This window comes from Nonomuraea glycinis (assembly GCF_035920485.1).
Classification (GTDB): Bacteria; Actinomycetota; Actinomycetes; order Streptosporangiales; family Streptosporangiaceae; genus Nonomuraea; species Nonomuraea glycinis.
Genome location: NZ_CP109166.1, coordinates 3452589 through 3465951, shown reverse-complemented (window position 1 = coordinate 3465951; position 13363 = coordinate 3452589). Strand labels below are relative to the sequence as shown.

Annotated in this window: 16 protein-coding genes; 4 read left to right on the top strand and 12 right to left on the bottom strand. The window is 69.1% G+C overall.

The features are described from left to right. Position 1: 1 nt before the first annotated feature. The 3 genes from OHA68_RS16325 to OHA68_RS16315 form a co-directional block, all read right to left on the bottom strand. Positions 2 to 397: an NADH-quinone oxidoreductase subunit A gene (locus tag OHA68_RS16325; RefSeq protein WP_189142146.1), complete on the bottom strand. Its 396-nt coding sequence runs from the start codon at positions 395 to 397 to the stop codon at positions 2 to 4. A 76-nt stretch (positions 398 to 473) separates the two neighbouring features. After that, on the bottom strand, positions 474 to 1727 hold the full coding sequence (locus tag OHA68_RS16320) for a geranylgeranyl reductase family protein (RefSeq protein ID WP_327108390.1): 1254 nt from the start codon (positions 1725 to 1727) through the stop codon (positions 474 to 476). Between the two features lie 157 nt (positions 1728 to 1884). Further along, complete coding sequence (locus OHA68_RS16315; protein WP_327108389.1) at positions 1885 to 2613, bottom strand: demethylmenaquinone methyltransferase; 729 nt, start codon at positions 2611 to 2613, stop codon at positions 1885 to 1887. A 77-nt stretch (positions 2614 to 2690) separates the two neighbouring features. Here OHA68_RS16315 and OHA68_RS16310 point away from each other — a divergent pair, with 77 nt between their 5' ends. After that, positions 2691 to 3896, top strand: coding sequence for a hypothetical protein (locus OHA68_RS16310; protein WP_327108388.1), 1206 nt, complete (start codon positions 2691 to 2693; stop codon positions 3894 to 3896). Here OHA68_RS16310 and OHA68_RS16305 read toward each other — a convergent pair. Continuing rightward, the gene (locus OHA68_RS16305; protein WP_263652297.1) at positions 3893 to 4087 is read right to left on the bottom strand and encodes a DUF4229 domain-containing protein; all 195 of its coding nucleotides are present in this window, start codon (positions 4085 to 4087) and stop codon (positions 3893 to 3895) included. The genes OHA68_RS16310 and OHA68_RS16305 overlap by 4 nt on opposite strands. A 280-nt stretch (positions 4088 to 4367) precedes the next feature. Here OHA68_RS16305 and OHA68_RS16300 point away from each other — a divergent pair, with 280 nt between their 5' ends. Continuing rightward, on the top strand, positions 4368 to 4589 hold the full coding sequence (locus OHA68_RS16300; protein WP_181616591.1) for a BldC family transcriptional regulator: 222 nt from the start codon (positions 4368 to 4370) through the stop codon (positions 4587 to 4589). 139 nt (positions 4590 to 4728) lie between these two features. On the opposite strand, the gene OHA68_RS16295 is transcribed toward OHA68_RS16300, so the two are convergent. Beyond that, positions 4729 to 4971: a hypothetical protein gene (locus OHA68_RS16295; RefSeq protein ID WP_189142141.1), complete on the bottom strand. Its 243-nt coding sequence runs from the start codon at positions 4969 to 4971 to the stop codon at positions 4729 to 4731. A gap of 10 nt (positions 4972 to 4981) precedes the next feature. Beyond that, entirely contained in the window at positions 4982 to 6097 is a 1116-nt protein-coding gene (locus OHA68_RS16290) for a hypothetical protein (RefSeq protein WP_327108387.1), read from the bottom strand. Positions 6098 to 6277: 180 nt separating this feature from the next. On the opposite strand from OHA68_RS16290, the gene OHA68_RS16285 reads away from it, so the two are divergent. After that, positions 6278 to 6580 carry a PLD nuclease N-terminal domain-containing protein gene (locus tag OHA68_RS16285; protein ID WP_327108386.1) on the top strand — a complete coding sequence of 101 codons (303 nt, stop codon included), beginning with the start codon at positions 6278 to 6280 and terminating at the stop codon, positions 6578 to 6580. Positions 6581 to 6716: 136 nt separating this feature from the next. Here OHA68_RS16285 and ccsB read toward each other — a convergent pair whose 3' ends face one another. The 5 genes from ccsB to OHA68_RS16260 form a co-directional block, all read right to left on the bottom strand. Then, the gene (gene ccsB / locus OHA68_RS16280; protein ID WP_327108385.1) at positions 6717 to 7661 is read right to left on the bottom strand and encodes a c-type cytochrome biogenesis protein CcsB; all 945 of its coding nucleotides are present in this window, start codon (positions 7659 to 7661) and stop codon (positions 6717 to 6719) included. Further along, positions 7651 to 9213, bottom strand: coding sequence for a cytochrome c biogenesis protein ResB (gene resB, locus OHA68_RS16275; protein WP_327108384.1), 1563 nt, complete (start codon positions 9211 to 9213; stop codon positions 7651 to 7653). Before resB ends, ccsB begins: the two co-directional genes overlap by 11 nt. Continuing rightward, entirely contained in the window at positions 9213 to 9935 is a 723-nt protein-coding gene (locus OHA68_RS16270; protein WP_189142136.1) for a cytochrome c biogenesis CcdA family protein, read from the bottom strand. The genes resB and OHA68_RS16270 overlap by 1 nt, the downstream gene beginning before the upstream one ends. Beyond that, positions 9928 to 10485: a TlpA family protein disulfide reductase gene (locus OHA68_RS16265; protein WP_407674501.1), complete on the bottom strand. Its 558-nt coding sequence runs from the start codon at positions 10483 to 10485 to the stop codon at positions 9928 to 9930. Before OHA68_RS16265 ends, OHA68_RS16270 begins: the two co-directional genes overlap by 8 nt. Positions 10486 to 10561: 76 nt before the next feature. Continuing rightward, positions 10562 to 11203, bottom strand: coding sequence for a histidine phosphatase family protein (locus tag OHA68_RS16260; protein ID WP_189142135.1), 642 nt, complete (start codon positions 11201 to 11203; stop codon positions 10562 to 10564). 91 nt (positions 11204 to 11294) lie between these two features. Here OHA68_RS16260 and OHA68_RS16255 point away from each other — a divergent pair, with 91 nt between their 5' ends. Further along, the gene (locus tag OHA68_RS16255) at positions 11295 to 12155 is read left to right on the top strand and encodes a DMT family transporter (protein ID WP_327108382.1); all 861 of its coding nucleotides are present in this window, start codon (positions 11295 to 11297) and stop codon (positions 12153 to 12155) included. Positions 12156 to 12255: 100 nt separating this feature from the next. Here OHA68_RS16255 and OHA68_RS16250 read toward each other — a convergent pair whose 3' ends face one another. Further along, the gene (locus OHA68_RS16250; RefSeq protein ID WP_189142133.1) at positions 12256 to 13194 is read right to left on the bottom strand and encodes a LysR family transcriptional regulator; all 939 of its coding nucleotides are present in this window, start codon (positions 13192 to 13194) and stop codon (positions 12256 to 12258) included. Between the last annotated feature and the right edge of the window lie 169 nt (positions 13195 to 13363).

Genomic DNA, 13363 nt, shown 5'->3' with positions numbered 1-13363 from the left:
TTCAGTCCCAGTCCAGACCCTTGCGGCGCCACACGTAGGCGTAGGCGGCGAGCACGGTGGCGATGAACAGCAGCATCTCGACGAGCGCGAACACCCCGAGGCCCGAGGAGATCACGCTGCCCGCGTCGTTGGTGAGCGGGGCGAAGGAGACCGCCCACGGGTAAAGGAAGATGATCTCGATGTCGAACACGATGAAGAGCATCGCGGTGATCATGTATTTGAGCGGGAACCGTCCGCCACCGACAGGCTGGGGCGTCGGCTCGATGCCGCATTCGTAGGCGTCGAGCTTGGCGCGGTTCCAGCGCTTGGGACCGGTGAAGGGAGCGATGGCGACCGAGAAGATCGCGAAGCCCCCCGCGAGAACGGCGAGCACCAGGATGGGCACGTAAAGGTCCATCGCTACACCTCCTCTGGAGTCGCCACGCGCGCGGGCGCGCAGCCTGATCTATGTGTTTGCCGGGTGAGTGTGGGATTCATGCTCGTGGCGCGACCTTCGAGAGTGCGTTGATGATCTGGTCCGACGCATCGCCTCGCCGGTCGGTGAGATTACCAAGGAGTTTGAGCGCGAAGCGCATCAGCCTCGGATGGGGCAATCCATGCCTGGTGCCGAAGCTCATCACACCCGGCTTCCCGATTGCCTCCACGAACAACCTGCCCAGCGTGAAATACCCGCCGTAGGCGTCCTTCAGGGTCTGCGGGTAGGTCCGCAGGATCCGCTCCCGCTGCGCGGGGGTGGTGCCCTTGAGGGCCTTGGCGACGACCTCGGCGGCGATCTCGCCGGTCTCCAGAGCGTAGGCGATGCCTTCGCCGTTGAACGGGTTGATCGATCCACCGGAGTCGCCGGCGAGCAGAAGGCCGCGGGTGTAGTGCGGCTGCCGGTTGAAGGCCATCGGGAGCGCGGCGCCGCGGATGGGCGCCGTCATGTTCTCCTCGGTGAAACCCCACTCGGCGGGCATCGACCGGCACCAGCGCATCAGCAGGTCGCGATAGTCGATGTTCTTGAAGTAAGAGCTGGTGTTGAGCAGGCCGAGCCCGACGTTGGCGGTGCCGTCGCCGACCCCGAACACCCACCCGTAGCCGGGCAGCAACGTCTCCTCGTCCCACAGCTCCAGCCAGGTCTCGAGGTAGTCGTCGTCGTGCCGCGGGCTCTCGAAGTAGGTGCGCACCGCCACGCCCATCGGGCGGTCCTCGCGCTTGTGCAGGCCCATGCCGAGGGCCAGCCGGGTGCTGTTGCCGTCGGCGGCCACCACCAGGCGGGCACGGTAGGAGGCGCCGTCCTTGGTGGTCACGCCCACGATGTGGCCGCTGCGGTCGTCGAGGATCGGGCCGGTGACGGTGACGCCCTCCATGAGGCGCGCCCCGGCCCGCACCGCCGTCGCGGCGACGATCTCGTCGAAGTCCTTGCGGGTGCGTACGAGCCCGAAGTCGGGGAAGCGCTCCAGCTGGGGCCAGTCGAGCTCGAAGCGGAGGCCGCCGCCGACGACCCGCAGGCCCTTGTTGCGGACCCAGCCGGGCGCGTCGATGTCGACGCCCATGTTCATCAGTTGCTTGACCGCGCGCGGGGTCAGGCCGTCGCCGCACACCTTTTCCCTGGGGAAGCGGGTCTTCTCCAGAAGCAGCACGTCGAGCCCGGACCGAGCGAGGTGGAAAGCCGTGGCGGAACCTGCGGGACCGGCGCCGACGACGATGACGTCGGCGTCAGCCTGAATGGCTGCTGGCACGGTCACTGGACTGTCCTGTCCCTACACACTCGAAGGCACGGGGTGGGTTCGCCTTCGTTCCTTTGTGAACCCCTTCACAAACTGTTCGGGCCGAAGTCTAACCCTTTTCGTGCACAAAGTGGCAGCCGGGGGGCCGTCACGCGCTAGTAGATCACGCCGGCCCTCACCCTTTCGAGAGCACCGGCTTGAACCCCCGGTGCATCGCCACGATCCCCATCGTCAGGTTGCGCCAGGCGACCCGCTCCCAGCCGGCCCGCTGGATGACGCCGGCCAGCGTCGCCTGGTCCGGCCAGTCCCTGATCGACTCGGCGAGATATTCGTAGGAGTCGTCGTTGGAGCCGAACATCCCGGCCACCTTCGGCAGCATCTTCATCAGATATTCGCGGTAGACCAGGTCGAAGGCGTCGACGGTCACGTGCGAGAACTCCAGGATCACCAGCCGCCCGCCGGGCCTGGTCACCCTGAGCATCTCGCGCAGCGCCTGCGCGGTGTCGTGCACGTTGCGCAGCGCCACCGAGATGGTCACCGCGTCGAAGACCTCGTCGGCGAACGGCAGCCGCAGCGCGTCACCCGCGATGAACGGCACGCCCGCGCCCGTCAGCGCGTTGCCGCCATGCCGCCGCACCCCCGTGCGCAGCATGCCGAGCGAGAAGTCGGAGGCGATCGCCCGGGCGCCCAAGGCGGTGAAGGAGTCGGTGGAGGTGCCGGTGCCCGCACCGAGGTCGAGCACGATCTCGCCGGGCCCCGCGTCGACGGCCGCGGCCACGGCCTTGCGCCACAGCCGGACCTGCCCGAGGGAGATCACATCATTGACCAAATCGTAACGCCGGGCCGTGCGATCGAACATCGCGGCGACCTCGTCCGGCTGCTTGTCCAACTGAGCGCGCGTCATCCCTCAAGAGTATGGCTATCCCGACAATCAACGGAAAGTAGCAGCACGGCTACTTTCCGTCTGCTAGAAATTGGCGAATGCTTGCCCGAGCCGCCCTTGCGGCGATCATCGCTGCGGCCCCCACCGCGCACACCCGCGTGGTCTCGGCCGACCCCGTCGACAACACCCCTCACGTGCTCGACGGCATCGTGAACGCCATCGCCCTGGTCGGTGGCACCGTCGTGGTCGGTGGCTCGTTCACCGCCGTCGCCGACTCGACCAAGAAGACCACCTACGCGCGCGAGAACCTGTTCGCCTACGACCTGGCCACCGGGCGCGTGCTGCCCGGCTTCGCCCCCAGCGTGCGCGGCCCGGTGCACAGCCTGGCCGCAGGCGATTCCGGCACCGTCTATGTCGGCGGCGACTTCTACTCCATCGACCGCCACCGGAGTGCCGCACTGGCGCGCCTCAGCGTGTCCACCGGACAGCCGGTGGCCTCGTTCGCGCCGCGGATCGCCGGTGGCGCGGTCACCGCACTGGCCCGGCGCGGCGCCGACCTCTACGTCGGCGGCGACTTCACCGAGCCGCGCGTCGCGCTGGCCGGCCTGAACGCCACGACAGGCGCCCCGGACCCCGGCTTCACGATCACGCCGGGCGGGTCGCTGACCAGGCAGGTGCGGGTGCACGCCCTCGCCGCCACGGCGAACCGGCTCCTGGTCGACGGCAGTTTCACCACCCTCGCCGGGCACTCCAGGCCACAACTCGGGCTGATCGACATCGCCGGCCGTACGGCCAAGCTCGCGAACTGGCACAGCGACGCCTACGCGAAAAAGTGCAAGGACACCTTTCCCTACTACGTACGCGGCCTGGACTTCTCACCCGACGGCCGTTATTTCGTGGTCGTCACCACCGGCGGGCCGCGCAGTGGCATGTGCGACAGCGCGGCCAGGTTCGAGACCTATGCGAGCGGCCAGGGCATCAAACCGACCTGGATCAACAGGACGGGCGGTGACTCGCTGTACGCGGTGTCGGTGACGGGCAGCGCGGTCTACGTAGGCGGTCATCAGCGCTGGCTGAACAACCCGCTGGGCCGCGACTCGGCCGGTCCAGGTGCGGTGCCGCGCGAGGGCATCGGCGCCATTCATCCGCACACGGGAAAGGCGCTGAGTTGGAATCCCGGCCGGGAGCGCGGGATCGGCGTGAAGGCCTTTCTGGCCCACAGCGGCGGACTACTTGTCGGTAGCGACACGACCCGACTCGGACGGGAGTACCATGCCCGGATTGGCATGTTCCCTCTGCCCTAGTCGCCCTGCGGCTTCGGGTGGTCGATCTTGTCGCTGATGCGCGCGCTCATGGCATCGCGCTGTTTCGACAGCAGGACGTAGCTCGCGACTCCGCTGATCACGAATGAAAGAATGATCAGCAACAGAGGGTTAGCAAGCCCGAGCAGCCACAGCACCCCCAGGGTTACAAGAAACAGACCGATCCGCGACATGGTGTAAACGAGAACAGGACGCACAGGTCGAGATTACTCGCCCAGGGCATCCGGTCGCTCTTCGCATCGGGCGCGAGCGCTGCTACTGTTCCCAGTAAGGATGTTTCGTAAAGAAACACCCACGAGAGCCCCAAAGAGGCTCTATGATATAACAATCGGGCAGTCAGCTGATAACAACCCGTGATCTTTGTAGAAAACCACGGATAAATCAGGCTTCGCTCGACACACTAGTTACCTGTCCGCCCGCTGGCAGGAAGCGGGATGCGAGGGGGAGAGATTGGTGGAGAGTAGCAGCGAGCGTCTGCTGACCCCTGGAGAGGTTGCCGCCCTCTTCCGGGTAGACCCAAAAACGGTTACGCGCTGGGCCGCGGCAGGCCGCATCAGCAGTATCCGCACCCCCGGAGGGCACCGGCGCTTCCGTGAATCGGAAGTGCACGCCCTCCTCCGTGGTGAGGATGTTCTTACGGCCGACAGGCCAACAGGCGAGTCCCCGCGCGTTTGACGTACCGTCCAAGTCGGTGATCCTGTACGCAGGGTCACCGAGACGGGACCTCTATCCGTGTGTTAACCGGCACCATCCGTACGGCTAGCACGGGAAAGGCGTCAACCACCGATCGTGGCTGGCGCCTGGCCGATTCCTCTCACGCCCCCTCCTGGTCGGCCTTGAACGCCAGGAACTCCCGCTCCAGCTCGTCGTTCTCCTCCGCCCAACGGCGACGGCGCTCGGCCGCCTCCTCCTCGGTCAGCGACTCCTGCACCCACCGGTCGTACTCGGGATCGCCCGGCTCGACCTCGACGTACGCGTTCCCGATCAGGCGCCCGTCTTCGCTGGTCAGGCTCTGCGGCACGCGCAGGGTCCCGTCAGCGAGGCGGATGACGTACATTGCCGATCACCTAGATTCCGTAGCGCCGGTTGAAGAACAGCATCACGTCGAGCGCCATCCGCGTGTTGCCGCCGAGCATGTCGACCAGGGCCGGCCGCTGGCGTGAGGCGATGGCGGCGAAGGCGTCGGCGAAGAACTCCTTGCGTCCCAGCCCGCCCCCCTGCCGGTGGAAGGACGAGGCCAGGAGCGGCGTGAGCTCCTCGAAGAGCGCCACGAACTCCGGCGTGTCCGACACCCAGACGCCCAGCGCCGCGTCGATGTCGTCGATGGCGTGCCCCACCTCGTGCATCATCACGTCCGGTGTCGGCGAGGGCCGGTCCCCCACGACGATCTTGCGATCCCCGTAGGCTCCCGCGCAGATGTCCCACGTCGCCCGGCCCGACGGCAGCGGCGCGCCCCGTAGATAGCCCATGTCGTCCAGGTCCGGCACTCCGCCGGGCCCCACGTAGATGCCCTCTAGCCCCTGGACGAGCTTTTCCTTGATCCGGTCAGGCAGCCTGGCCAGGCTCTCCACCGCCCGCACCACGTCGATCGACGGCCGGCTTCTCCTGGCGTCCCACTGCCGGTGCAGGATCGCCTCCAGTTTTCCGCAGTGGCGCAGCCCGTCGCCCTGAAGAGGCGCGTCGGGACGGTTCGGCTGCGCCCTGGGTAACGCGTCGTCGAGCTCGAAGTCCTGCCAGGTGTAGCGGGGGCGCTCCACCACGGCCGCGGGCAACCGCTCGCCCTGGTCCCAGCGGCGCTCGCCACCCTCCCACCGCTGCCGCCCCTGACCGCCGGGCGGCCCTTGACCGCCGGGCGGCCACGCCTGCTCGGGCTCCTCACGCGGCCGGTCGCGGAAGCCGTACCCGCCCATCAGGTTGCGGCGTTCTCTGCCACCGGGGTCCTCACGCCCGCTCAGGCGGCGATCGCGGTCCATCTGCTCCTCTCCACCGGCCGGGCTCAGGTCTCGCACACCGGCCCCTCTCCGGCCGGACAGACGGCGACCGCGCTCACGCGCCCGCCCGCCGTCGTTCGTCCAGATCGACCGGTCCGCGTCGGGCGCCTCGGTGCGACGCGAGAAGAGGTACGAGCCGCGCCGCCACCAGCGTCCCCGCCGATGACGTCCTTTGTCGTTGGAGAAAGCCATCGCACCTCTCACCACCCCATGACGCTCACCACACCGGATACCGAGGCCGCTTGACGCGCGGCCCAGCCGGGGCAGACTGCGCCGAATCGTGTTCCACCGTACGACGCCGATCTTCCCTAGTCACCCGGAATGGGACATCAAGGTGGCACGATCACGCTGAGGATGGCTTACAGTTCGGGCATGGCAGGTGTCCTTGTCGGCCTGGCTCTGCTGGCCTTCTGGCTGTTTTCACTGTTCGACGTCGCTACCACCCCCGAGGAAGAGGTCAGGCACTCACCAAAAGCCGTTTGGTTGATCATTGTCGCCGCGCTCCCCTTGATCGGCGGCCTGTTCTGGATGATGCGCGGCCGCCCCAGAGTCGCGCGCGAAACCTGGTCCGTCGCCCCGCGGGCCGAAGGCGAGCCCGCCCCCAAGGGCCCGGACGACGACCCCGACTTCCTTCGCGAGCTCGAGCGCCGCATGCGCGGTGGCGAAGAGAAGTAAGCGACACCGAGCGCCGCCTTCACCCCCCAGGCGACGCCCCGTCCCCTTGGCACGCCACTACCGGCCCGCACGTACGGGACGTACGGGACCCGCCGATTTCACCGGCGGGCCGCTCCGTGCTAATGAACGCCGGCGGTCACAGGCCTGAGTAGCTGTGCAGGCCCGAGATGAAGATGTTCACGCCGAACAGGTTGAACAGCAGGCACGCGAAGGCCACCAGCTGCACGATCGTGGCGCGCCGGCCACGCCAGCCGGCCGTGACGTTGGCGTGCAGGTAGGCCGCGTAGCCCACCCAGGTGATGAAGGACCAGACCTCCTTGGGGTCCCAGCCCCAGTAGCGGCCCCAGGCCCGGTCGGCCCAGAGCGCGCCCGCGATGACGGCGAACGTCCACAGCGGGAAGGCCAGGACGATGGCGCGGTTGGCCACCTTCTCCAGCTCCGCCTTGGACGGCAGCCGGGACGGGCCCTCCTTGCGGATGAGGTTGAGGATGCCCGCCACCCCGGCCAGGATGAACATGCCACTGGCCAGGATCGCGACGGTGACGTGGATGGCGATCCAGTAGGAGTCCAGCGCGGGCACGACCGGCCCCGCCGAGGTGTAGAGCGTCTTGACCGCCAGCCCGAGGCCCAGGGCCGCGGTGACCATGACGAAGGCGCCGAGGAAGCGTACGTTCCGCCGGAACTGGGTGACCAGGAAGGCGGTCACCGCGGCGAAGCAGATGCCCACCACGAACTCGTACATGTTGCCCCACGGCCAGCGCTCCACGGCCAGGCCGCGGGTGGCGATGGCGCCGAGGTTGGCCGCCCAGCCGAGCCAGGCGAGCCCCAGGCCCACCATCCCGGCCCTGACCGACCAGACCGGCCCGCCGGCCGCAGAGGTCTCGGCGACCTCGTCCACCGGGGCGTCGACCACCGTAGCGGCCCCCACGGCCACGGGAACCTTGGCGCCCGCGGACTCCTGGTCGACCCGGGTCCGGCCGAAGGCGAGCTCCATCGCGAAGCCGACCATGGAGAACAGGTAGAGCAGAACTGCCGCGACCACGAACAGGTCGCTCAGCTCGGCTAGTCCTTCAGCGGTCATCCTTGTCTCCTGCTGCTTGTAGAGCCTTCACGATGTCCTCGAACTCCTCGGCGAAGCCCGCCGCCGAGCCTTCCGTGCGGGTCAGCCCGCCCACCTCGACCGTGCCGTCCTTGACCCGCACCCATACCCGGCGGCGGCGGATCATCAGCGACAGCGCGATGGACACGGTGGCCAGGGCGGCCGCCACCAGGGCGGGGACCCGGCCGGGATCGTAGGCGACCTGGAGCGTCATCCACTCCTTGACCGCGACGAACTCCAGCTTGCCCGCGTCGCCGGGCAGGTCGAGCGACTCCCCCACCGCGAGCGGCTCGGGCACCGCGGTGCCCATGACCAGCGGCGTGAGCTTCTTCATCACCTCGGGCGGGGCGAGCTCGTAGACCGACTGCGGCTTCCCGGAGCGCACCCCGAAGTCGCCGGAGAACGCCCCCAGGACCTGCACCTCAGGCTGGAGGGCGCCGGGGAACGCCGAGGCGAAGCTGCCGTCGGTCAGCCGCGCGCTGGTGGGCAGGAACCTGAGCAGGAACCCGAGCTGCGACGGTCGCGCGTCGGGGACCTTGACCACACAGCCCGAGGTGAGGGTGGGCTTGTCCTCGATCAGGCACGGCACCGGCCCCTCGAAGGCGACCTGCCCCTTGCCGTCGGTGACCTTGAAGACGGGGGCATAGCCGTGGCCGAGGAGGTAGGTCTGCGTGCCGTTGACCTCCAGCGGCTCGTTGACCTTGAGCTCGTAGTCGCGGACGGGCGCCGTCGGCGAGTCGTTGACCTTCAGGAAGGCGGAGTAGTCGACCTCCTGCCCCCTCTTGTCGCCCTCGACCTGGTAGGTGGCCATGAAGTCGGTCAGCTCGAAGCTGAACGGCTCCAGCGACTCGGCCGACACCTGCTGACCGGGGATGAAGCGGTCGTAGGCGGCCACGGTGTTGGCGAATCCGTCGCCCTCGGCCACCAGGACGTTGCCGCGGTAGCCGTACAAGGAGCCGAAACCGACGGCGATCAGCAGGCCGAGCAGGGAGATGTGGAAGAGGAGGTTGCCGGTCTCGCGGAGATAGCCCTTCTCGGCGGACACCCAGCCGTCGCCCGTCTCCACCCGGAAGCGCAGCTTGCGCAGCCGCCGGGCGGCCTGGTCGACGGTGAGCTCGCCCGGGAAGGAGGCGGACTGCGGCAGCCGCGCGAGGTTGCGCGGCGCGGCGGGCGGCTTGCGGCGCAGCTCGCGCACGTACGTGGCGGTGCGCGGCAGGACGCAGCCGATCAGCGAGGTGAACAGCAGCAGGTAGATCGCCGCGAACCAGACGGAGGTGAAGACGTCGAAGAGCTGGAAGCGGTCGTACCACTCGGCCAGCGTGGGGCTCTCCTGGTAGAGGGTCGCCACCTTGCCGGGTTCGACGCCGCGCTGCGGCAGCAGGGAGCCTGGCACGCTCGCCAGCGCGAACAGGAACAGCAGGATCAGCGCCGTCTTCATCGAGGTGAGCGTGCGCCAGCCCCAGCGCAGCCAGCCGACGAGGCCGATGCCCGCCGGCCTGGGCACCCGCTCCTTCTCCAGCTCGTCGACGCTCATCAGATCACCGGCCGGAAGGAGCCGATCAGGCCCTGCATGGTCGCGATCAGCTCTGTCCAGAGGCCGGTCACCAGCGCCAGCCCGACTGCCACCAGCATGGCGCCGCCGACCCTGGTGATCAGCCGTGAATGCTTGCGGATGGCGCCGAAGGTGCGCAGCGCCTTGCTGTAGGCGAAGGCGGCGGCCACGAACGGCAGCCCGAGCCCGAGCGCGTAGGCGACGGCGAGCAGCGCGCCCCGCGAGGCGCTGCCCTCGTTCAGCCCGAGCCCGAGCACCACCGCCAGGGTGGGGCCGATGCACGGCGTCCAGCCCAGCCCGAACACCACGCCGAGCAGCGGCGCGCCGGCCAGCCCCGCGGCGGGCATCCGGTGGATGCGCACGTCACGCATCAGCCCGGGGATCACGCCGAGGAAGGCCAGCCCGAGCAGGATCGTGAGCACGCCGATGATCCGCGTGATGAGGTCGGCGTTGACCAGCAGGAGCCTGCCGAGCCCGCCGAACAGCGCGCCGGTGGCCACGAACACCGCGCCGAACCCGGCCACGAACAGCGACGTGCCGAGCACCAGCCGCCCCCGCTTGGGGTCGGCGCTCATCCCGGTCACGTACGACAGATAGCCCGGCACCAGCGGCAGCACGCACGGGGACAGGAACGACACGAGCCCGGCGAGCACCGCGATCGGCACGGCCAGCAGCAGCGAGCCGGAGGCGACGATGTCATTCATCGCGCACCTTGGTCACCGTGTTCATCAGGTCGGTGTACGTGACCGCGCCGAGCGCCCTGGCGGCGATCCTGCCCCGCTCGTCGATGATCAGCGTGGACGGGATGGCGGCGGGCGGCACCGTGCCCTGGAAGGCCAGCGCGACCTTGCCCGGCTGGTCGAAGATGCTCGGGTAGCCGCTCTGCTCGGTGCGCTCGAAGGCCAGCGCGTCCGCCTTGCGGTCCTTGAAGTCGATGCCGATGAACTCGACCCCGGAGCCCTTGGTCTTGGCCGCGACCTCCTTGAGCACCGGCGCTTCGGCCCGGCAGGGCCCGCACCAGGACGCCCAGAAGTTGATCACGACGACCTTGCCCTGGTGCGCGGCCAGTGAGGCGGTGCCGCCGTCGAGGGTGGGCCCTTCGATCGCGGGCGCGGCCTGGCGGTCGGCCGCCGCGAACACCTGCATCTTCCCGTCGCCCGCGACGAATCGGGTGTCGCCGGCCTGCGGCTGGCCGCCCTGGCTGCCCGCGCATCCGGCGGCCAGCAGAGCCAGCAGGGCGACGGAGCCGGACATGGAGATGGACTTCGCGCGCACGGAGGAAGATCTCCTTGTACTACAGCCGGTAGAGCTTGCAACTCTACCGGCGGGGTCAGGCGCCCGGAACGCTGGGGCCCCTCTGCAGTGATCCGGCCGGCTCGCTGTAGCCGACGCTGACGAGGCGGTCCCCGTCGAAGGTGAACGTGGTGAGACTGGCCAGCGCGCACTGCCTGCGCCGCGGGTCGTGCCAGAGCCTGCGCCGCCCCTCCGCCGCCATCCTGATCGCCCAGATCGGCAGCTGGTGGCTGACGAGCACCGCCTCGTGGCCGCGCACCGCCTCCCGCGCGTCGTCGACCATCGAGCGCATCCGCGCGATGATCACGGGGTACGGCTCGCCCCAGGACGGGCGCATCGGATTCCAGAAGTAGCGGTAGTTGCGCGGGCTGCGCAGGATCCGCAGGCCGGTCCCGACCATCCGGCCCTCCAGCAGGTTGCCCGCCTCGACCAGCCGCTCGTCGGTGATGATGTCGAGACCGAGAGTGGCCGCGACCGGGGTCGCGGTCTGCTGGGCACGCTCCAACGGCGAGCTGTAGACGGCCTTGATGTCGCGTCCGGCGACCGCCTTGGCGACGGTCTTGGCCATCAACTGCCCGGTCTCGGACAGGTTGTAGCCGGGCAGCCGACCGTAGAGGATGCCACTGGGATTGTGCACCTCACCGTGGCGCAAAAGGTGAACGACGGTGGTTTCAGCCATGGTGGGGCTCAGCTTAGCCGGTCCCGTCCCCCGTCCCGCCAGGGCCGATCACCCAATAGTAGAGTCGGGGCGATCGGAAGGAGCCGTCCCGTTGGACCCCAGGGCCCTGCTCCTCGTCCTCGTCGCCGCCGTCGCGCACGCCTCCTGGAACCTGCTGAGCAAGAAGGCCGCCCAGGCCGACAGCCTCGTCTTCCTCTGGCTCGTGGCCGCCACGGCGGCGGTGATCTGGAGCCCGCTGTTCGCCGGGTTCCTGCTCGTCGCCGGGCCCACGCTGTCCTGGGGCGACCTGGCGGTGATCGGCGGCAGCACGGCGCTGCACCTGGGCTACTTCGTGCTGCTGCAACGGGGCTACGGCAACGGCGACCTGTCCATCGTCTACCCCGTCGCGCGGGGCACCGGCCCGATGCTGGCGAGCCTGGTCGCCGTGCTGTTCCTGGGTGAGCGTCCGACCGCCGTGGGCTTCGCGGGGATCGTCCTGGTGGGCGTGGGCGTGTTCCTGATGAGCGGCGGCAGCGGCCGGGGCGACCTGAAGGGGCTGGCGTTCGGGCTGGCGACTGGGCTGTTCATCGCGGGCTACACGGTGTGGGACTCGCGGGTGGTGGGCGTGTTCGCGGTGGCGCCGATCATGCTCAACTATCTGGACGAGGTGGGGCGGGCGCTGGCGCTCACCCCGGCGGTGCTCACCGCGCGCCGCAGAGCGCTGATCCTGCCGGTCTGGCGGGAGCACCGCGCCGGGGTGCTGGGCGCCGCGGTGCTGACCTTCGTGTCCTATCTGCTGGTGCTGATCGCGTTCACCATGGCGCCGGTCAGCGTGGTGGCGCCGGCCCGCGAGATCAGCGTGCTGATCGCCGTCGTGCTGGGCGGCAGCCTGCTCGCCGAGAGCGGGCTGCGGCACCGGCTGCTGGCCGCCGGCGTGATCCTCGGCGGCATCGTCGCGATCGCGCTCAGCTGACTTGCAGCGCTCATCTGACCTTCAGTGCTCATCTGGCCTGCAGCGCTCAGCCGACCTTCAGTGCTCAACTGACCTGCAGCGCTCAGCCGACCTTCAGTGCTCAACTGACCTGCAGCTCCGGCTCGCTCGCCCACGCGTTCTCCTGCAGCGCGCTGGCCCGTCCCAGCGCCTCGACGGTGGCCCTGATGGCGGGCCGCCGGGCCGCGTCGGTGCGCCACAGGGCGTAGATGCGGCGGGTCTGCCTGGGCCGCAGCGGGATGAGCCGGACGTTGTCCGGCACCGGGTCGCGGCCGAGCCGGGGCACGATGGAGCAGCCGAGCCCGGCCGCCACCAGGGCCAGGTGGGTGGGGTACTCATCGGCCATGTAGGCGATCTCGGGTTCGATCTCCGCGCTGCGCAGCGTGAAGACCAGCCAGTCGTGGCAGATGGTGCCGGGCGAGGAGGCGATCCACCGCTCGTCGCGCAGCGCGGACAGCTGGATCTCCTTGTTGCCGGCCAGGGGATGGTCCAGAGGCACGGCCACGTCGGCGATGTCGTCGATCAGCGTCTTCCTGGACAGTCCTTCGGGGATGGCCATCGGCCTGTTGAGCCAGTCCTGCACCACCACCAGGTCGAGCTCGCCCCTGGCCACCTCGCGCAGCATCCGCTCCGGCTCGCGCTCGTACAGCTGCATCCACAGGTCGGGGTGGCGCTCCCGGAGCTCGGCCAGCGCGGGGGGCATCAGGCCGCGGGCCGCCGTGGGGAACGCGGCCACGTTGAGCCGGCCGACGACCTCGCCGCGCAGCGCCTCGAAGTCCGCTTCGGCGGTCTCCACCAGCGCCAGGATCCGCTCGGCGTGCTCGGCGAGCAGCCCGGCCGCGTCCGTCAGCCGCACGCCGCGCCCGTTGCGCTCGATGAGCCGGGCGCCGGTCTCCCGCTCCAGCTTGGCGATCTGCTGCGACACGGCCGACGGGGTGACCATGAGCGCCTCCGCCGCGGCGCCGACCGACCCGTACACGTGCACCGCGTGTAGAGCCTTGAGGCGGTTCAAGTCCAACATGTAAGCCAGCTTAAAGGGTTAAGCGTAGAAAGTCTCGCTTGTGCTGAACTCTGTAGCGATGGAAAATATATGCATGAGAATCATTAAGGCGAAGCAGAACCGTACCGAGTCCATCTCCTACCTCCGGAGCCTCGCGGAGCAGGCCCGTAACCAGCGCAACCGCAAGTCC

Excerpts from the sequence above, each read along its gene's own strand:
- resB (WP_327108384.1), bottom strand. The coding sequence starts at position 9,213 with ATGAGCGTCGACGAGCTGGAGAAGGAGCGGGTGCCCAGGCCGGCGGGC.
- ccsB (WP_327108385.1), bottom strand. The coding sequence starts at position 7,661 with ATGACCGCTGAAGGACTAGCCGAGCTGAGCGACCTGTTCGTGGTCGCG.
- OHA68_RS16265 (WP_407674501.1), bottom strand. The coding sequence starts at position 10,485 with ATGTCCGGCTCCGTCGCCCTGCTGGCTCTGCTGGCCGCCGGATGCGCG.
- OHA68_RS16310 (WP_327108388.1), top strand. The coding sequence starts at position 2,691 with ATGCTTGCCCGAGCCGCCCTTGCGGCGATCATCGCTGCGGCCCCCACC.
- OHA68_RS16260 (WP_189142135.1), bottom strand. The coding sequence starts at position 11,203 with ATGGCTGAAACCACCGTCGTTCACCTTTTGCGCCACGGTGAGGTGCAC.
- OHA68_RS16315 (WP_327108389.1), bottom strand. The coding sequence starts at position 2,613 with ATGACGCGCGCTCAGTTGGACAAGCAGCCGGACGAGGTCGCCGCGATG.
- OHA68_RS16250 (WP_189142133.1), bottom strand. The coding sequence starts at position 13,194 with ATGTTGGACTTGAACCGCCTCAAGGCTCTACACGCGGTGCACGTGTAC.
- OHA68_RS16290 (WP_327108387.1), bottom strand. The coding sequence starts at position 6,097 with ATGGCTTTCTCCAACGACAAAGGACGTCATCGGCGGGGACGCTGGTGG.
- OHA68_RS16325 (WP_189142146.1), bottom strand. The coding sequence starts at position 397 with ATGGACCTTTACGTGCCCATCCTGGTGCTCGCCGTTCTCGCGGGGGGC.
- OHA68_RS16305 (WP_263652297.1), bottom strand. The coding sequence starts at position 4,087 with ATGTCGCGGATCGGTCTGTTTCTTGTAACCCTGGGGGTGCTGTGGCTG.
- OHA68_RS16285 (WP_327108386.1), top strand. The coding sequence starts at position 6,278 with ATGGCAGGTGTCCTTGTCGGCCTGGCTCTGCTGGCCTTCTGGCTGTTT.
- OHA68_RS16270 (WP_189142136.1), bottom strand. The coding sequence starts at position 9,935 with ATGAATGACATCGTCGCCTCCGGCTCGCTGCTGCTGGCCGTGCCGATC.
- OHA68_RS16295 (WP_189142141.1), bottom strand. The coding sequence starts at position 4,971 with ATGTACGTCATCCGCCTCGCTGACGGGACCCTGCGCGTGCCGCAGAGC.